This is a genomic window from Rhodococcus sp. 15-2388-1-1a (genome assembly GCF_002259145.1).
Lineage (GTDB): Bacteria > Actinomycetota > Actinomycetes > Mycobacteriales > Mycobacteriaceae > Rhodococcoides.
Genome location: NZ_NPFP01000005.1, coordinates 43541 through 61290 on the forward strand (window position 1 = coordinate 43541; position 17750 = coordinate 61290).

Genomic DNA, 17750 nt, shown 5'->3' on the forward strand with positions numbered 1-17750 from the left:
TTCGTCCCGGATGAGACTGCAGAAGTCCTGCAGTGTCATCCGGAAGGGATCGATGAGAATCCGCTCGCTGGTACTGGCTTCGGCCGTGGCCATGATCTTTTCGTACGCCCCAGGGGCCGCGTCGGCTCAGCCGGTTCTCGCAGATCCAGCCGGCCCGCCGCTGACCGTCGCGAAGGCCGATCTCGACGAGGCCCTCACCTGCACCACCGATCTGCACGACGCCACCCGCGATCCGGTCCTGCTCACACCGGCCTTCGCCACCGATCAGCAGTCCTTCGGCTGGAACTACCTGCAGTCACTGCCGGCCGAAGGGATACCGGTGTGCAGCCTCTCCCTTCCCGACGAGGGGTACGGCGACCTGCAGATCGCCGCCCAGTACGTGGTGCACGCAGTCCGCACCATGGCCGCCGACAGCGGTCGCCAGGTCGTCATGATGGGTCACCAACACGGTCCGCTGGACGAGCTCTGGGCGTTGACGTTCTGGCCGGACCTGCCCGCACTGGTGTCGGATTTCGTCTCGCTCGCCACCCCGTACAACGGCACCGACTCGGCGCGCTCGGGATGCGACGACTCGCAGGAGTGCCCGCCTGCGAACTGGCAGATCGCCACCGGATCGAAATTCCTCACCGCGCTGGCGGCGCGTCCGTTGCCCGCGGGACCCAGTTACACCTCGATCTTCACGACATTCGACCAATTGATCTACCCGCAACCGCACGCCAGCACTCTGGCCGGAGCCGCGAACATCGCCGTCCAGGACATCTGTCCGCTGCGGCCCGTCGAACACTTCAACATCATCGGCGACAACGTCGCCTTTCATCTCGTCCTCGACGCGCTCGACCACGACGGACCTGCTGTGCGCGAACGCATCTCGGACAACCTGTGTTTCAGCACCGCGATGCCGAACCTGCGCTACGACGCGCGTGCGGCGATCACCGGACTGAAGTATCTGGCCCAGGTACCTCGGCATCTGATCGACGATTCCGTCAGTGCCGAACCGGATTTGGCAACCTACGCGCGGTGAGTGGGCGTCAAAGACTGGCCGCGGACCGATTCGGATCGCGCACGTCGATCCCTGCCTCGGTCCAGGCCTCCCGCAGGGCTGCGGCACCGCGTAACCGCACCCACGCCGCCTCGGTACCGGTCAACGGCACTGCGGCGAGGAAACGAACCGGATCGTAGGGCTCGGGCAGCGTCAGATCGGCGATATCACTGACTCCGAGCAGCACCGCGGTGAACGGCGCGTTGGTCCACAGCGGCTCGCCCAGGTCCAGCAGCGCATCCTCGACGAGAACGACGCCCTCCACCGCGGGAGAGGCAGCGAGCACGGCCAGGGACTTGTGCACGCCCGACGCCACGCCTGCCCCACCGCGAAGGGTCAGCACCAGTTCGGCGCGGGGGCCGCGCGAGGGATCTGCGACGAGTTCGTTGGGATCGGCCATGGGGTGACGAGAGCAGCCGAGACTGACGTACCGGACCACGTCGGAGTCCGCGCCGAATCTCAGCACGTCCAGCGACTCGAGGCCGAGGAAGGTCACCGACGCCGACGACGGATTCTCGTCGCCGATCTCGGTCACCAGATGTGCGCGTACCGCTGCAATGACACTGTCGCTCACCTGACCCATCCAACACCACCGATGCCCGAGAAGTCCGTTCGGAGGTACCACCGCACCGGAGGTGGGTACCGTCGTACCCGTGGTCTCCGTTCTCGCAGTCGCCGACGAAACGATCGAATCCCTGTGGAGTCCGCAGGTGAAGTCGCTCGGAGTCGACCTGATTCTCGGCGCGGGCGACCTGCCGTTCGATTACCTCGAGTACCTCACCGACGCGTTGAACGCACCGTGCGTGTTCGTGCCGGGCAATCACGACGCGGACCTCACCGGCTACTCGGCCGGACGTGCAGGCTGGATGCGCGCCGGGCTGCCCGCCACCTGGCCCGGACCGGTCGGTGCCGTCAACGTCGACCGTCGCATCGTGTCCGCGGCAGGCGTACGGATCGCCGGTCTCGGCGGGTCCATCCGCTACAACGGTGGGCCCAATCAGTGGACCCAACGGCAGCAGCGACGGCGATCACGCACCCTGACCCGGACGTTCGCATGGCATCGCAACGTGCGCAAGGATCTTCGGCCCGTCGACATCCTGCTCACCCACAGTCCACCACTCGGCGTCGGCGACGACACCGACCCCGCGCACATCGGCTTCGACTGCCTGGACGAGGTGACGCGTCGACTGTCCCCACAGTTGTTGTTGCACGGCCATATTCATCCGCACGGTCACACCCCGGACGATCTGACCCTGCACGGCGCCACGGTGATCAACACCGTCGGCTACACCCTTCTCGAGATCGAACCGGGCGGCGAGAGAACGGATTTCGAGACACCGAAGATCGTGAGGCGCAGACATGGCACGTGACACCGGATTCCCGGCCGCCGATGCGGAGAACGACTTCACCCGCCAGCGCCGACGCGCCGACGTCGCACGTCTGGTCGGGTGGCTGCGTCGTCAACCCGACGACGTCAACACCATCCTGCCGTTCGACGAGGTCGTCGCGGCCCTCGGCAAGGTGGGCGAGCGTCACCTCGGCCTGCAGGTCATTCGCGTCGACACCATCGTCGGCAGCGTCGATCGCACACGCGACTTCGATCGTTTCTTCCGTCCGACATCGGCGCGCATCCGCGAACGTTGGCAGCGACTCGCGGCTGCTCAACGTCGCGGCGAAGCGATGCCGCCGATTCAGGTCTATCGCATCGGCGGAATGCACTTCGTCGTCGACGGCCATCACCGAGTCTCCATCGCGTTCGCCATGCACCGAACGTCGATCGACGCCGTCGTCACCGAGATCATCACCCGCATCTCCCCCGAAGGAATCACCCGACGTGGCGATCTGCTGATCAAGGATCACCGGCGCATCTTCCTCAGCCGAGTGCCGTTGGTGGGCAAGGCACGCGAGGCCGTTCAGGTGACCGATCCGTTCGATTACGCCCAGCTGAGCGAATCGGTGGAGGCATGGGGCTTCCGGTTGATGCAGGAGGTCGGTGAATTCGTCGACCGCGGTACCGTCGCGCGACGTTGGTTCGGTGAGGAGTACCTACCGGTGGTGCGCATGGTGCGCGCGGCGGAGATCCTCGAGGACCGCACCGACGCCGAGGCGTACCTCTGGATGAGCCGGGAGCGTTACCGCCTGGTGCGCGAACACGTCTGGAACGACGAGATCGTCAGCGAACTGCGGCAGAAGGCGCTGGGTAAGCCCACCCGTCCGCAGTAACCCCGTTCTCGTTTCCGTAGTCGACCGATGTCTGGTAACTACTTAGATGCGTTCAACATTTTTGTTCTCACGCGATTGTGCACTTCCATCACGTAACGAGGTAGTTCGTTCATGTCCACCCGCCGCATTCTGCTGCCCGGACTCTGTTTCGTCGTCATGACCCTCGCCGTCCTGCAGACGATGGTCGTACCCATCGTGGGAACCATCGGCACCCAGCTCGGGGTCAGCACCACCGCAGCCGGCTGGGTACTGACGGCAAACCTCCTCGCCGCGGTGATCGCCACTCCCGTGATCGGACGGCTCGCCGACCTGCACGGCAAGCGTCCCGTCCTGGTCGGTGTCCTGACCGTGGTGCTCGCCGGATCGATGCTGGCCGCCCTGACGGATTCACTGCTGTGGCTGCTCGTCGGTCGGGTGTTGCAAGGCGTCTCGTACGCCCTGTTCCCCATCGCACTGGCCGTACTGCGCGACGAGATGCCGCCCGCGAAACTGGTCGGGTCGATGGCAATCCTGTCCGGCACACTCGGTGTCGGCGGCGGGTTCGGACTGGTGTTGACCGGACTGCTGACCGCCAACGGTGCCGACTACCACCGCGTGTTCTGGCTCACTGTTGCGTTCGTCGTGGTCGCGCTCGCGATCGCCTGGTTCGGCGTTCCCTCGCGGCCGAGAACCAGCGGCGGCTCCGTCGACTGGTGGGGCGCTGCACTGCTCGCGGTGACTCTGCTTCTGCTGTTCCTCGCCCTGACCCAGGGCCGCACGTGGGGGTGGGGTTCGGTTGCCACCATCGGCTGCGCGGTCGTCGGTGTGCTGGTGGGAACCATCTGGTGGGTCTTCGAGAACCGCACCGACGAACCCCTCGTCGCACCCCGCATGCTCACCCACGGGCCGTTGCTCGCCACCAACGTCGCCACGCTCTTCGTCGGCGTCGGGATGTTCGTCAATTTTCTCGCGTGCTCGTTCTTCGTGCAGACCCCACGCGCCGTGGCAGGTTATGGCTTCACCGCCAACGTGCTCGAAGCGAGCGTCGTGTACCTCCTGCCCGGCGCGGCGGTGGGCGTGGTCGCGGCTGTCGTCAGTGGCCGTCTCATCCGGTCGTACGGACCTCGCCGGGTCCTGGTGGCGGGAGCTCTGATCGGTCTGATCGGGTTCGTGTTCGTCGCGCTCGCCCATGATCGGACCTGGCAACTGATCACCGCCGGTATCGTCATCAACCTGTTCGTCAGCCTCGCGTTCGCGGCCCTACCCAACCTGCTCATGGCCGAGGTCAGCGCAGCGGACACCGGAGTGGCGAACAGCGTCAACTCGATCGTGCGCACCGTCGGCACCTCGATCGCAAGTGCCACGCTGTCCACCGTGCTCGCCATGTTCACGATCGACGGAACGACCGTCGCCCGCGAAATCGTCTACACCGCGGCCTTCCTCACCGGTGCTGCAGCATGCGCCGTCGTCGCCCTTGCGGCCCTCGCCATCAAGAGCACCCCGCCGGATCGGGAATCGACCGTCGTTGCCGATTCCGAATCGACCGATGAGTCGGGGCCGAAGCTGGGAGCACTGCCAGGCGTCTGACGACAACCGACGACGACCGCACCGGTCCGACCAGGCCGGGAACAACGAAAACACCGGTCGTCGCCCTTGGGAGAACGCTCGTAATCTCCTGGGAGTCAGCCGTTTTCCCTGTCGCGGGCCCACCGTGTCGACCTAACGTCGGAGAAGTACGAACACCGACGAAAGGGAACACATGAACACCCGAAAGATTCTCACCCGCGCAGCAGTGACCGGGGCTCTGGTGGCCATTCCTCTGGTGGCGATGGCTGGCACCGCGTCGGCCGATCCGCTGTGGACCGATCGGGGCGACAACCACACCCGATACGACGACAACCGAAACGACCAACCGAACCAATTCGAGCTCCCCGAGCTGTTCCCCCAGGCACCGGCACCGCAGCTGCAGAACCCGGCACCGAACGTGGTGCCGTTCGACTTCTTCCAGGGCTACCAGCTGCCGAGCACCGGCTCTGCGTTCTGAGTGCTGCGCAGTGGTGTGGTCGAGTGCCCTCCAAGGCACTCGACCACACCACTGCCGTAGGCACTACAGCGTCAGGTTCGCACCCGAGGCCTGGTCGAACACCGAGATCTTCGCCGGGTCGAACCACAGTTCCACCTGACCACCCTCGGCGGCCTTGGATTCGGCGGCCAGACGTGCAACCACCTGTGCGCCACCGAGATCGGCGATACCCGCGTCCGCTGCGAGCTCCTGCAGCTCGCTGGATTCGACCCGCGCGCCCTTGAGCGTGAAGTAGACGTACTTGTCGCTACCCATCGACTCGAGTACGTCGACGGTGGCGGTGAAGGTGGCACCGCTCATCTTCTGGTAACCGTCGATCAGAGCCGCGTCCTCGAAGTGCTCGGGGCGGATGCCGACGACCACCTCGCGGCCCGGGTTCTTGGCCTTGATCGCATCCATCCGCTCGAGCGGGATGTCGATATCGCCCAACGCGGTCGAGACACCGTTCGAGGTGAGCTGTCCGGGAACGAAGTTCATCGAGGGCGATCCGATGAAGCCGCCCACGAACAGGTTTCGCGGCTTGTCGTAGAGCTCCTGCGGAGAACCGATCTGCTGCACCAACCCGCCGCGCAGCACCACGACGCGATCGCCGAGGGTCATGGCCTCGGTCTGGTCGTGCGTGACGTACACGGTGGTGGTGCCGAGCCGCTTCTGCAGGCGCGAGATCTCGGCGCGAGTCTGCACGCGCAACTTCGCGTCGAGGTTGGACAGCGGCTCGTCCATCAGGAACGCCTTGGGTGTACGAACGATGGCGCGGCCCATGGCAACTCGCTGACGCTGACCACCGGAGAGATTCGCCGGCTTGCGGTCGAGATGCTGGCTGAGGTCGAGGATCTTGGCTGCCTCCTCGACCTTGCTGTTGATCTCCGACTTCGAGAGCTTCGCGAGCGTCAGCGGGAAGGCGATGTTCTGACGCACCGTCATGTGCGGATACAGCGCGTACGACTGGAACACCATCGCGATGTCGCGATCCTTCGGCGCCTTCTCGTTGACGCGCTCCCCCGCGATGCGCAGCTCGCCGGACGAGATGTCCTCGAGACCGGCGATCATGTTGAGGGTCGTGGACTTTCCGCAGCCGGACGGGCCGACGAGGATGATGAACTCGCCGTCGGCGATGGTGATGTCGACGTCGCTGACGGCAGCCGCGCCGTCGGGGTAGAGCTTGGTGACTTTGTCGAGAACGATTTCGGCCATGACGGTTATCCCTTCACTGCGCCGGACGTCAAGCCCGCCACGATACGTCGTTGGAAGAAGAGCACAAAAATGATGATCGGGATCGTGATGACGACTGCTGCCGCCGCGATCGACCCCGTGGGCTCCTCGAACTGAGAGCTACCGGTGAACTGCGAGATGGCCGCCGGGACGGTGACCGAACGTTCCGTTGCCGTCAACGAGATGGCGAGCAGCAGGTCGTTCCAGGCGAAGATGAACACCAGAATGGCGGCGGTGACGATGCCGGGGGCGGCCAGCGGGGCGATGACCTTGCGGAACGCCTGTGCGGGCGTCGCGCCGTCCATCTTCGCTGCCTTTTCGAGCTCCCACGGGATCTCGCGGAAGAACGCCGACAGGGTGTAGATCGCCAACGGCAACGCGAAGGTGATGTACGGAATGATCAGTCCCGGCCAGGTGTCGAACAGTCCCAGCGAGCGGGAGATGTCGAACAGCGGTGTCACCAGCGAGATCTGGGGGAACATCGCGATGAGCAGTGCTGCACCGACCAGAGCCTTCTTTCCCGGAAAGTCCAGGCGAGCAACGGCATACGCGGCCATCGTGCCGATCACCACGGCGATCACGGTGGTGATCAGTCCGATACCGATCGAGTTCACCAAAGCCGAGGTGAACTGATTGGTCGAGAAGATGCCCTTGTAGTTGTCGAAGGTGATCGAACGCGGAATGAAGTTGCCGTCGGCGATGGTGGCCGTCGACTTGAACGAGAGGCTGATGATCCACAGCAGTGGAACCAGTGCGTAGAGCAGGACGAGGACGTTGACGACCGTCCAACCGACCTTCTTGCGAGGCGTAACAGTGGTCATTACTTGCGGCCTCCGTCGTCGGATCCCGGTGCCGATGCACCGAACAGCTTGATGAACACGAACGCGATGATCGCGACGCAGAAGAAGATCAGAATGCTGATCGCCGACCCGAGTCCGAGGTTGAACGCACCGAACAGGTTGTTGTAACCGAGAATCGAGACCGATCCGGTTTCGTTGCTGCCTCGGGTGAGCACGTAGATGTTGTCGAAGATGCGGAACGCGTCGAGGGTGCGGAAGAGCACCGCGACGAGAATCGCCGGCTTCATCAACGGAATCGTGATGCGCATCAGCCTGGTCCAAGCACCTGCTCCGTCGACCTCGGCCGCCTTGAGCAGATCGTCGGGCACCAGAGCCAGGCCCGCCAGCAACAGCAGTGCCATGAACGGCGTGGTCTTCCAGACCTCGGCCAACACCACGATCGCCAGTGACGGGAACTGCTCGGTGAGCGGAGCACTACCGTCGGGCAGCAGATTGGCGAGATAGCCCGTGCCGGGGGTCCACGCGTAGTACCAGCTGTACGCGGCGGCGACGGTCACGATGCCGTACGGGATGAGCACCACGGTGCGCACGAGTCCACGACCGAAGATGGTGCGGTGCATGACCAGAGCCACCGCCAGGCCGAGGATGAACTCGATGATCACCGAGATGATCGTGATGCCTGCCGTCACGCTGAACGCCGTCCACCAGTAGCCGTCGGACAGCACGGTCACGTAGTTGGAGAGGCCGACGAATTCACGATCCTCGGGGAACGCGAGGTTGTACTTCTGCAGGCTGAGCCAGAACGCGTAGATGATCGGATACCCGGTGACCGCGATCATCAGCAGGGCGGCAGGTGCGATGAGCATCAGCCCGAGGCGACGTTCGGCCTTCTTGCCGTCGGAGACGTTCTTCAGAGCCGCCTGCTTGTCGACCGGCTGCGATGCGGGCTGTGACTCGGTGGTGGCGCTCATGGAATCAACCCTTCGGAATTGACGGCCTTGGAGACCAGGTCTGCGAGCTTGTCCACGTCGGCCACCGGATCGATGTTCTGGGGCGGGTTGAGCGCATCGGTGAGCAGAATCGAAATACTCTGGTAGGCAGGCGAAACGGGTCGCACTGCCGCCGATTCGATGGAACCGAGCACGCCTTCCCATGCGGGGTAGGAGGCCTGGAACTCCGGATCGGAGTACAGAGACTTCAGCACCGGCGGCACACCACCGTTGATGGCGTTGTTGCGCTGGTTCTCCTCGTTGGTGAGGCACTCGACGGCCTCCCAGGCGAGGTCCTCGTGCTGAGTGGTCTTCGCGACGCCGATGTTGAATCCACCGATGGTGACCTTCGCGGGCTCGCCCGGGTTCACCTCCGGATACGGCGCGCTACGGAAGACCTCGGCGATCCGCGCATCCTGCTGATCGGCTGGCACGTTCGCGAGGTCGAGGAACGAGACGGCACCGGCGATGGCGTTCTCCTTCAGACCGGGCAGCACGAACGGGTAGTTGACCTGGAAGGCCATCCGTCCCGATTCCATGCCGAGGCGGGCAGTTGCCTCGTCGCTCTGGGAGACCGACGGATCGCGGCCGTCGGCCGTGGCCACTCGCTTGATGATCTCGAGGGCCTTCTCGGTGGCCGCGCGATGCTCGGGAGTGTCGTTCAGCGTTACCGTCGTTCCGTCCTCGGCGACGACCGAACCACCCGCACTCTCGAGCAGCGAGTTGAACCACACCATGAAGCCCTCGTACTGCTTGGCCTGAACGCCGATCTGGCCTGGCTTACCCTCGGCCGCGTTGGCCTCGGCCACGTCGATCAGCTGATCCCAGGTCTGCGGCGGTACCCCGTCCGGCACCTCGTCGGGCCGGTACCAGAGCAACTGGGTGTTGGAGTTGAGCGGAACCGCGTACAGCTGGTCCTGCCATTCCGCCGTCGCCAGTGGGCCTTCGAGGGTGGAGCCGTCGCGGAGCTTCGCGGACAGGTCGTCGGGTACCGGCAATGCCCATCCGGCCTCGGCGAATTCGGCCGTCCACACCACGTCGAGTGTCATCAGATCCAGCGTCCTGTCGTTGCCGGCGAGACGCCGGGCGAGCTGGAGACGCTGATCGTTCGCGCTCTTGGGCAGAGTTCGCTGCTCCACGCGGTAGCGGCCGTTCGAGGCGTCCGAACACACCTGTGCCGCAGCGGCGTACTGCTCTGCGCCGTCTGCGGCAGTGTAGAAACTCAGAACCGGAACCGAACTGTCGGACGAACCACACGCTGCGAGCAACGGACTCGTCACCAGAGCCGCTGCCGCCAACACCCCTATTCTCGTCGCTCTTCCACGCCTACGACCACGATGTCTCGGCACTTTCCGCCTCCGTACGTTCAATTACTCGCGCAGCACACTGTGTGGGACTGCCGTGCACGAAAGAAACGTAACCGAACTCACTGGCATAGAGGGCGATTTGGGGCTATTCCGTTACCTGTCGGTTGCCTGGTCGTCCACCAGGTGTGATCAGATCGACAGTTTGGCGAGCAGGTCGCGTGCTTTCTCTGCCGTTCGAGGCTCGCAGAGGACGTCGTAGCGACCCGCCACCAACTGCATGCTCGACGCGAAATCGCGCTGTCCCTTGGTGGCCGCATACGGAATGGAGGCCGAGATCAGGCCGAAGATGATGCCACCGCCGACGCCGATGAGCAGCGCTCCGAAGATGTTCTCACTGAAGATTCCGAGGACCAGACCGAGGAACACACCCAGCCATGCACCCGAAACGATGCCTCCACCAATCACTTTGGGCCACGTGAGGCGGCCGAGGACGCGCTCGACCTGCATCAGATCGACGCCGACGATCGTGACGTCCTGTACCGAGAACTCCTCGTCGGACAGGTAGTCGACGGCGCGCTGTGCCTCGGCATAGGTGGGGTAGGAACCGATCGGCCAACCGGAAGGCGGCGTCGGCAGTCCCTGCCCTGGGCGGCCCGACTGCGAGAGGGGATTAGTCATGACTCCATTGTGCCCCGAAACGGACAACCGGCACACCCGTTGTAGCGGTTCACAGCAGGTTGACGGTCGGTCAGGACGTGGGCGGCACGAAGGCGGTCGTACGCGTCATTCCTGCCGCCCGGCCCTTCGCCGAGACGACGAGCGCCATCTTGCGGCTCGCCTCGTCGATCATCTCGTCGCCCAACATCACTGCGCCGCGTCCGCCGCCGGCCGCGGACGTGTGGAACTCATACGCGTCGAGGATCATCTCGGCCTTGTCGTAGTCGGCCTGACGCGGCGCGAAGATTTCGTTGGCCGCCTCGATCTGCGTCGGATGCAGCACCCACTTGCCGTCGAAACCGAGGCCTGCCGTGCGGCCGGCCGCCCGGCGGAAAGCGTCGAGATCGCGAATTTGCAGATAGGGACCGTCGATCGCCTGCAGACCGTGTGTCCTGGCGGCGAGAAGAATGGTCATCAGAATGTGGTGATAGGCGTCGCCGGTGTCGTATCCGACCGGCTGCTCGCCGACGACCAGAGTGCGCATGTTGACGCTGGCCATCAGATCAGCGGGACCGAACACCAGGGTTTGCACCCGCGGGCTCGCAGTCGCGATCTCGTCGATGTTGCGCAGACTGCGGGCGCTCTCGATCTGCGGTTCGATCCCGATCGCACCGACGTCGAGTCCGTGCTCTTTCTCGACCTGGGTGAGCAGCAGATCCAGTGCCTGCACGTGCGCGGCGCACTCCACCTTCGGCAGCAGGATGGCGTCGAGAGTGCGGCCGGCACCCGACACGACGTCGATGACGTCGCCGTACGTCCACTGCGTCGTCCAGTCGTTGACACGAACGACCTTGATCTGGTCGCCCCAGCCATCGGAATTGAGTGCGTCGACGATGCGCGCGCGGGCCTCGACCTTCGCGATGGGCGCAACGGCATCTTCGAGATCGAGAAAGATCGCGTCCGCCGGTAGACCCTTGGCCTTGGCGATCATCTTGTCCGAACTGCCCGGAACGGCCAACACCGATCGCCGCGGGCCCGAAGTATTCACGACGAGCACAACCCCTGTCTGATTCACCCTCTGTATTGCGAAGCCTCTAACCTTGCCATCATGGCAGCACTGAGCAAGGTATTCGCGGCCAGGCTCGCCGGCCTGGGTGTCCTGGGCCCCGACGGCGAATCGATCGGACGGGTCCGTGACGTGGTGATCTCGATGCGCGTCGGTAGAGCGCAACCGAGAGTGCTCGGCCTCGTGGTCGAATTGGCAACTCGGCGAAGAATTTTCGTGCCGATGCTCAGAGTCACCAGCATCGAACCGAACTCGGTCCAGCTCACGACCGGGAACGTCAGTCTGCGGCGATTCACTCAGCGCGCGAACGAGATTCTCGTGTTCGCGCAGATTCTCGACTCCAAGGTGCGCGTCGACGACCCCGAGCTCGACGAGCTGCACGACGTCGATTCCATCGTCGTCGACCTCGGCATCGAACTCACCCGAACTCGCGACTGGGTGGTCGCACGGGTTGCGGTACGCAAGCAACGGCAACGGCTCGCGCGCCGTGGTGCGATCCACGTCGTGGACTGGCAGCACGTGCAGGGGCTCACTCAGAACGAATTGTCGATGCCCGATCAAGGTGTCGCACAGCTTCTCATGCAGTTCGAGGATCTACGCGCGGCCGACGTCGCCAACGCGATGCGTGAGCTCCCCGTCAAACGTCGTATGGAGGTGGCGCGGGCGTTGGACGACGAACGTCTCGCCGACGTCGTCCAGGAACTGCCCGACGACGACCAGGTGGAAATGATGCATTACCTCGGCGTCGATCGCGGTGCCGATCTGCTCGAGGCCATGGACCCCGACGATGCCGCCGACCTCCTCGGCGAGCTGCCCGAGACCGAAGCGGAATCGCTTCTGCGACTGATGGATCCGGAGGACTCGGCACCGGTCCGCCGTCTGCTCGAGCACTCCCCCGACACCGCAGGCGGTCTGATGACCCCCGAACCCGTCGTACTCACCGCATCGACGACGGTGGCCGAGGCACTCGCCCGGGTGCGCAACCCCGACCTGACGCCCGCGCTGGCCTCGCTCGTGTTCGTGGTGCGGCCACCGACGGCCACCCCCACCGGCCCGTATCTCGGCTGCGTACATCTGCAGCAATTGCTTCGAGAACCGCCGGCGAGTCTGGTCGGCGGCGTGGTGGACAGCGCGCTGCCGCGGTTGTCCCCCGAGGACAGCCTCACCGCCGTGACGCGGTACTTCGCGACGTACAACCTCGTCTGCGGCCCGGTGGTCGACGACGAGGATCACCTGGTCGGGGCCGTGACCGTGGACGACGTCCTCGATCACCTGCTGCCCGAGGACTGGCGAGATCAGGAAGTGGCCGGACAGTGAAAGAAACAGCACGCCAGAGAATGGACACTCCGCGCGGGTCGCGGATGTTCAACGTCAATCTCGACTTCGACCTCGGCAAGTCGGGCGAGAAGGCCGCGAGATTCCTCGGTACCGGCCGCTACCTGGCAATCCAGACGGGCATCGTGATCGTTTGGATCTTCCTCAACGTCGTGGCCGTCAACCTCCGGTGGGACCCGTATCCCTTCATCCTGCTCAACCTCGCGTTCTCGACCCAGGCCGCGTACGCGGCTCCGCTGATTCTGCTGGCCCAGAATCGGCAGGACGACCGAGACCGAGTCTCGCTCGAAGAGGACCGTTCTCGCGCACAACAGACGAAGGCCGACACCGAGTTCCTCGCTCGCGAACTCGCAGCGCTGCGCATCGCCGTCGGAGAAGTCGCCACCCGCGACTATCTGCGCCGCGAACTGGACGAGGTGAAGGCACTCCTCGAACAGGCGACGGGACAGCCGGTCGCAACTCCGAAGAAGTCACGCAAGAAGGCAGCCGGCCGGGTGCCGGAGGACGCATCGGGCCCGGATACGGCGACATTCGACCCCGAAGCGCACTAGACCCTTCCTCCGCTGATAACAGCCCGGTAACGGAACAGTCTCGAATCAGGTACCCTCGACCCCGGTCATCAGGTCGGGCCCCGGTTGTCATCCGGGGAAATCAGGAGGTACAGCACGCGTGGGTCGTCACAGAAAAGCATCGACTTCCAAGGTCCGACGGAATTCGGTGATTGCTCTGGCAGGTCTCGTCCCCGCAGGACTCGTCACCGCCGCCACCAGCGCCGGAGCCACGGAATACATCCCTTTCGTCAGTGCGAAAACCTCGCCTGCAGCGCAGGAATCCAACTCGGTGGTCGAGACCCCGCAGCCGATCGCCCAGGAGCAGCAGGCGCAACCGGTGGCCCAGGCCGAGCTTCCGGTACCCGCTGCGGTCCCGGCACCCGCCCCGGTCCCCGAGATTCCGCCCACACCCGAGCTGCCCACCAACCTCGCGGTCAGCCCCATCGCGATTCCGGTCGTCAACGTCTCGGCCTACAAGAACGCCGAGCGCATCCTGGCCCAGCAGCAGCCCGGCTGCGGCATCAGCTGGACCGTCATCGCCGGCATCGGCCGTGTCGAATCCACCCACGCCAACAACGGCAAGGTCGACGACTCGGGCGAGCTGCACGAGCCCATCCTCGGTCCACGCCTGAACGGCACCCTCGCGGGCAACCAGGTGATTCGCGACACCGACGGTGGAGCACTCGACGGCGACACCGAATACGACCGCGCAGTCGGACCCATGCAGTTCCTGCCCTCGACGTGGAACCTCTACCACGCGGACGGCAACGGAGACGGCGTCTCCGACCCGCAGAACCTCTACGACGCGGCCCTGGCCACCGGCATGTACCTGTGCGACGACGGCACCGACATGCGCGACCTCGGATCGACCACCAAGGCGATCCTGCGCTACAACAACTCGATGGCCTACGTGGCGAACGTGCTCGCATGGTCGGCCGGATACGCCACCGGCATCGTCCCGACGTCGGACCAGCTCCCGCGCATTCACTGATCGGGTGTCCGCGCCCGCCCTGCTGTCCATCGGGAGTCGGCCCACCGCCTAGCATGAGGCAATGGCTGTATTGACCGAATCCGACGTTCGGACCGCGCTCTCGAAGGTGATCGACCCCGAGATCCGCAAACCCATCACCGATCTGGGGATGGTCAAGAGCATCGACATCTCCGACGACGGAGCCGTCGGCGTCGGCATCTACCTCACCACCTCCGGTTGTCCGATGAAGACCGAGATCAGCGACCGCGTCAAGAACGCCGTCGCCGACGTCGCAGGCGTCGGCACCGTATCGGTCGAACTCGACGTGATGAACGACGAGCAGCGCACCGAACTCCGCAAGTCACTGCGCGGCGATTCCACAGAGCCGATCATTCCCTTCGCGCAACCCGGATCCCTGACGCGCGTGTACGCGGTGGCGTCGGGCAAGGGCGGAGTCGGCAAGTCCAGCGTGACGGTCAATCTCGCCGCATCGCTGACCGCTCGCGGTTTGTCGGTCGGCGTGCTCGACGCCGACATCTACGGTCACTCCGTACCTCGCATGCTCGGCAACGACGCACGACCGACCCAGGTCGAGAAGATGATCATGCCGCCGCAGGCACACGGCGTGAAGTTCATCTCGATCGCGCAGTTCACGCAGGGCAACACCCCGGTCGTGTGGCGTGGACCGATGCTGCACCGCGCGCTGCAGCAATTCCTGGCCGACGTCTTCTGGGGCGATCTGGACGTACTGCTGCTCGACCTTCCGCCCGGCACCGGAGACGTGGCGATCTCTGTCGCTCAGCTCATCCCGAGCGCGGAAATCCTCGTGGTCACCACCCCGCAGCAGGCCGCGGCCGAGGTCGCCGAGCGCGCGGGTGCGATTGCACTGCAGACTCGGCAGCGCGTGGCAGGCGTCGTGGAGAACATGTCGTGGCTCGAACTGCCCGACGGCACCCGCATGGACATCTTCGGATCCGGTGGCGGACAGGACGTATCGGACAGATTGACCAAGGCAGTGGGTGCCAGCGTTCCCCTTCTCGGCCAGATTCCGCTCGACACCGCCGTCCGAGAGGGCGGCGACGCCGGGACGCCTATCGTGCTGAGCAACCCGGAATCGCCTGCGGCACAAGCCTTGGAGGCGGTAGCTGCGAAGTTGGCAGTCCGCGAACGTGGATTGGTCGGAATGTCACTCGGCATCGATTCGGCGCGCAAACTGTAAGTCGCGCTTATACCCGACAAACGACGCGGGAAACAGGGTTGGGGCCTTAGGATTTGCCTTCAATCCTACTGTCGATAGAGAGTGGCCTTCATGAAGAAGCCGCATCGGGTCAGGCCGGTCGTCGTTCCGGTTCTGATCGCACTGCTGATCACCCTGTTGGGATCGCTGCTCGGTCCCGCCATGGCATCCGCACAACCCGCCCCGCCTGCACAGAACTATTCGATCGCGACCGACACCACGTTCGCACCCTTCGAATTCCAGGACGAGAGCGGCAAACTCGTCGGAATCGACATGGACCTACTCGCCGCGATCTCGGTGGATCAAGGCTTCGACTACACCGTCGAGCAGGTCGGTTTCGATACCGCACTCCAGGGCGTCACCAGCGGCCAGTTCAACGGAATGATCGCCGGCATGTCGATCACCGACGAACGCAAGGCCACCTTCGACTTCTCCGAGCCGTACTTCGATTCCGGTGTCCAGATGGCGATTCTGGATTCCAACGACGACATCACCGGCTACGAGGATCTGCGCGGCAAGTCCGTCGCGGTCAAGAACGGCACCGAGGGCGCGACCTTCGCCGCGTCGATCGCAGACCAGTACGGCTTCACCATTCGCAGCTTCGACGACTCCGCCACGATGTTCGAGGAAGTGCGCACCGGCAACTCGGCGGCCGCCTTCGAGGACTACCCCGTGCTCGCCTACGGCATCACCCAGGGCAACGGATTCAAGACCGTCACCGAGAAGGAAGCCGGTGCCAGTTACGGATTCGCGGTCGCCAAGGGCACCAACGCCCAGTTGCTCGACCAGTTCAACACCGGACTCGAGAACCTGCGCGCCAACGGCCAGTACGACCAGATTCTCGACACCTACCTCAACGCCGATGCCTCCACCGCCGACACGTCCATCCCCGGTCTGATCGCCAGCAGCTGGCAGTTGCTGCTCAAAGGCCTGTGGCTGACCATCGTGTTGACCGTCATTTCCATCGCCATCGCGTTGGTGCTCGGCGGGATCTTCGGTCTGTTCCGCGTCTCCACCAACATCGTGCTCCGCGGCATCGGCACCACCTACGTCGACATCTTCCGTGGCACACCGCTTCTGGTGCAGGCATTCTTCATCTACTTCGGTGTACCCGCGGCGCTGAACTTCCAGATGTCGGCGTTCACCGCAGGCATCATCACGCTCTCGCTCAACGCCGGTGCCTACATGGCCGAGATCGTCCGCGGCGGCATCCTCGCCGTCGACAAGGGACAGATGGAGGCCTCCCGCAGCCTCGGCATCAGCTACCTCAAGTCGATGCGAAAAGTGGTGATGCCACAGGCAATTCGCACGATGATCCCGTCGTACATCAATCAGTTCGTCATCACGCTCAAGGACACGTCACTGCTCTCGGTCATCGGCCTCGCCGAACTGACCCAGACGGGTCGTCTGATCATCGCCCGCAACTTCGAGTCGTTCAACATGTGGCTCATCGTCGGCGTTCTGTACTTCATCATCATCATGGCTCTCACCAAGCTGTCGAACCGGCTCGAGAAGAGGATCAACAAATGAGCACCGAACTGACCAAGGACCTGCCGGTCGACAGCGGTTCCGGAACCAAGATCTCCATCAAGGGCCTGCAGAAGGCCTTCGGCGACAACACGGTTCTCAAGGGCATCGACGCCGAGATCGCCAACGGTGAAGTGGTGTGCGTCATCGGGCCGTCCGGCTCCGGCAAGAGCACGTTCCTGCGTTGCCTCAACAAGCTCGAAGACATCACCGCCGGATCGGTCGTCGTCGACGGCACCGACCTCACGGCCAAGAACGTCGACCTGGACAAGGTGCGCCAGAACATCGGCATGGTGTTCCAGCACTTCAACCTCTTCCCACACATGACCGCCCTCGAGAACGTCATGCTCGCGCCCGTCGAGACCAAGAAGATGTCGAAGTCGCAGGCCAAGGATTCGGCCGTGAAGTTGCTCGAACAAGTGGGCCTGTCCGAGCGTGCGGACTACAAGCCGGCCAACCTCTCCGGCGGGCAGAAGCAGCGCGTCGCCATCGCCCGGGCACTGGCCATGAGCCCGTCGATCATGCTGTTCGACGAGGCCACCAGCGCACTCGACCCAGAAATGGTGGGCGAAGTACTGCAGGTGCTGCGCGACCTCGCCAAGGGCGGCATGACGATGGTCGTAGTCACCCACGAGATGGGCTTCGCCCGTGAAGTCGCGGATCGTGTGATCTTCATGGCCGAGGGCGTCATCGTCGAGGAAGGCACCCCCGACGAGTTGTTCGGAAACCCACAGAACCCACGTACTCAGGACTTCCTGAACAAGGTTCTCTAGCG

18 protein-coding genes are annotated in these 17750 nt (G+C 64.3%); 11 read left to right on the top strand and 7 right to left on the bottom strand.

All coding sequences use genetic code 11. The features are described 5' to 3' along the window. Positions 1-52: 52 nt before the first annotated feature. Positions 53-1021, top strand: a complete 969-nt coding sequence (locus CH302_RS03695) for an esterase/lipase family protein (protein WP_037191698.1) — start codon at positions 53-55, stop codon at positions 1019-1021. A 7-nt stretch (positions 1022-1028) separates the two neighbouring features. Here CH302_RS03695 and CH302_RS03700 read toward each other — a convergent pair whose 3' ends face one another. Beyond that, entirely contained in the window at positions 1029-1622 is a 594-nt protein-coding gene (locus CH302_RS03700) for a suppressor of fused domain protein (protein WP_082323698.1), read from the bottom strand. 70 nt (positions 1623-1692) lie between these two features. Between CH302_RS03700 and CH302_RS03705 the strand changes: the two genes are divergently transcribed. From CH302_RS03705 to CH302_RS03720, 4 genes are all read left to right on the top strand, one after another. Further along, a complete protein-coding gene (locus CH302_RS03705) occupies positions 1693-2409 on the top strand; it encodes a metallophosphoesterase family protein (RefSeq protein ID WP_037191692.1) in 717 nt (238 codons plus the stop codon). Beyond that, a complete protein-coding gene (locus CH302_RS03710) occupies positions 2399-3262 on the top strand; it encodes a hypothetical protein (protein WP_037191576.1) in 864 nt (287 codons plus the stop codon). The genes CH302_RS03705 and CH302_RS03710 overlap by 11 nt, the downstream gene beginning before the upstream one ends. Before the next feature lie 111 nt (positions 3263-3373). After that, a complete protein-coding gene (locus CH302_RS03715) occupies positions 3374-4828 on the top strand; it encodes an MFS transporter (RefSeq protein ID WP_037191574.1) in 1455 nt (484 codons plus the stop codon). Between the two features lie 172 nt (positions 4829-5000). Continuing rightward, positions 5001-5285: a hypothetical protein gene (locus tag CH302_RS03720; RefSeq protein ID WP_037191572.1), complete on the top strand. Its 285-nt coding sequence runs from the start codon at positions 5001-5003 to the stop codon at positions 5283-5285. Between the two features lie 63 nt (positions 5286-5348). On the opposite strand, the gene CH302_RS03725 is transcribed toward CH302_RS03720, so the two are convergent. The 6 genes from CH302_RS03725 to CH302_RS03750 all read right to left on the bottom strand — a co-directional run bounded on the left by CH302_RS03725 (position 5349) and on the right by CH302_RS03750 (position 11337). Beyond that, entirely contained in the window at positions 5349-6518 is a 1170-nt protein-coding gene (locus tag CH302_RS03725; protein WP_037191571.1) for an ABC transporter ATP-binding protein, read from the bottom strand. A 5-nt stretch (positions 6519-6523) separates the two neighbouring features. Beyond that, the gene (locus CH302_RS03730) at positions 6524-7357 is read right to left on the bottom strand and encodes a carbohydrate ABC transporter permease (protein ID WP_032375916.1); all 834 of its coding nucleotides are present in this window, start codon (positions 7355-7357) and stop codon (positions 6524-6526) included. Further along, positions 7357-8307 carry a carbohydrate ABC transporter permease gene (locus tag CH302_RS03735; protein ID WP_037191569.1) on the bottom strand — a complete coding sequence of 317 codons (951 nt, stop codon included), beginning with the start codon at positions 8305-8307 and terminating at the stop codon, positions 7357-7359. The genes CH302_RS03730 and CH302_RS03735 overlap by 1 nt, the downstream gene beginning before the upstream one ends. Continuing rightward, positions 8304-9626: an ABC transporter substrate-binding protein gene (locus CH302_RS03740; RefSeq protein ID WP_037191566.1), complete on the bottom strand. Its 1323-nt coding sequence runs from the start codon at positions 9624-9626 to the stop codon at positions 8304-8306. The genes CH302_RS03735 and CH302_RS03740 overlap by 4 nt, the downstream gene beginning before the upstream one ends. Positions 9627-9821: 195 nt before the next feature. Beyond that, on the bottom strand, positions 9822-10310 hold the full coding sequence (locus CH302_RS03745) for a general stress protein (RefSeq protein WP_008714301.1): 489 nt from the start codon (positions 10308-10310) through the stop codon (positions 9822-9824). 70 nt (positions 10311-10380) lie between these two features. Further along, entirely contained in the window at positions 10381-11337 is a 957-nt protein-coding gene (locus CH302_RS03750; RefSeq protein ID WP_037191690.1) for an HpcH/HpaI aldolase/citrate lyase family protein, read from the bottom strand. A gap of 60 nt (positions 11338-11397) precedes the next feature. Between CH302_RS03750 and CH302_RS03755 the strand changes: the two genes are divergently transcribed. From CH302_RS03755 to CH302_RS03780, 6 genes are all read left to right on the top strand, one after another. After that, positions 11398-12672: a magnesium transporter MgtE N-terminal domain-containing protein gene (locus CH302_RS03755; protein ID WP_037191563.1), complete on the top strand. Its 1275-nt coding sequence runs from the start codon at positions 11398-11400 to the stop codon at positions 12670-12672. A gap of 20 nt (positions 12673-12692) precedes the next feature. Then, the gene (locus tag CH302_RS03760; RefSeq protein ID WP_052047740.1) at positions 12693-13241 is read left to right on the top strand and encodes a DUF1003 domain-containing protein; all 549 of its coding nucleotides are present in this window, start codon (positions 12693-12695) and stop codon (positions 13239-13241) included. A 118-nt stretch (positions 13242-13359) separates the two neighbouring features. Beyond that, the gene (locus tag CH302_RS03765) at positions 13360-14232 is read left to right on the top strand and encodes a lytic transglycosylase domain-containing protein (protein ID WP_037191558.1); all 873 of its coding nucleotides are present in this window, start codon (positions 13360-13362) and stop codon (positions 14230-14232) included. A gap of 61 nt (positions 14233-14293) precedes the next feature. Then, a complete protein-coding gene (locus CH302_RS03770; protein WP_037191557.1) occupies positions 14294-15430 on the top strand; it encodes an Mrp/NBP35 family ATP-binding protein in 1137 nt (378 codons plus the stop codon). Positions 15431-15520: 90 nt separating this feature from the next. After that, positions 15521-16978, top strand: coding sequence for an amino acid ABC transporter substrate-binding protein/permease (locus CH302_RS03775; protein ID WP_037191556.1), 1458 nt, complete (start codon positions 15521-15523; stop codon positions 16976-16978). Further along, positions 16975-17748 carry an amino acid ABC transporter ATP-binding protein gene (locus tag CH302_RS03780; RefSeq protein WP_052047739.1) on the top strand — a complete coding sequence of 258 codons (774 nt, stop codon included), beginning with the start codon at positions 16975-16977 and terminating at the stop codon, positions 17746-17748. Before CH302_RS03775 ends, CH302_RS03780 begins: the two co-directional genes overlap by 4 nt. Positions 17749-17750: the final 2 nt, after the last annotated feature.

Bases quoted from the DNA above. Each gene is read 5' to 3' on its own strand.
- CH302_RS03695 (WP_037191698.1), top strand. From the start codon at position 53: ATGAGAATCCGCTCGCTGGTACTGGCTTCGGCCGTGGCCATGATCTTT.
- CH302_RS03700 (WP_082323698.1), bottom strand. From the start codon at position 1,622: ATGGGTCAGGTGAGCGACAGTGTCATTGCAGCGGTACGCGCACATCTG.
- CH302_RS03710 (WP_037191576.1), top strand. From the start codon at position 2,399: ATGGCACGTGACACCGGATTCCCGGCCGCCGATGCGGAGAACGACTTC.
- CH302_RS03715 (WP_037191574.1), top strand. From the start codon at position 3,374: ATGTCCACCCGCCGCATTCTGCTGCCCGGACTCTGTTTCGTCGTCATG.
- CH302_RS03720 (WP_037191572.1), top strand. From the start codon at position 5,001: ATGAACACCCGAAAGATTCTCACCCGCGCAGCAGTGACCGGGGCTCTG.
- CH302_RS03725 (WP_037191571.1), bottom strand. From the start codon at position 6,518: ATGGCCGAAATCGTTCTCGACAAAGTCACCAAGCTCTACCCCGACGGC.
- CH302_RS03730 (WP_032375916.1), bottom strand. From the start codon at position 7,357: ATGACCACTGTTACGCCTCGCAAGAAGGTCGGTTGGACGGTCGTCAAC.
- CH302_RS03735 (WP_037191569.1), bottom strand. From the start codon at position 8,307: ATGAGCGCCACCACCGAGTCACAGCCCGCATCGCAGCCGGTCGACAAG.
- CH302_RS03745 (WP_008714301.1), bottom strand. From the start codon at position 10,310: ATGACTAATCCCCTCTCGCAGTCGGGCCGCCCAGGGCAGGGACTGCCG.
- CH302_RS03755 (WP_037191563.1), top strand. From the start codon at position 11,398: ATGGCAGCACTGAGCAAGGTATTCGCGGCCAGGCTCGCCGGCCTGGGT.
- CH302_RS03760 (WP_052047740.1), top strand. From the start codon at position 12,693: ATGGACACTCCGCGCGGGTCGCGGATGTTCAACGTCAATCTCGACTTC.
- CH302_RS03770 (WP_037191557.1), top strand. From the start codon at position 14,294: ATGGCTGTATTGACCGAATCCGACGTTCGGACCGCGCTCTCGAAGGTG.
- CH302_RS03775 (WP_037191556.1), top strand. From the start codon at position 15,521: ATGAAGAAGCCGCATCGGGTCAGGCCGGTCGTCGTTCCGGTTCTGATC.
- CH302_RS03780 (WP_052047739.1), top strand. From the start codon at position 16,975: ATGAGCACCGAACTGACCAAGGACCTGCCGGTCGACAGCGGTTCCGGA.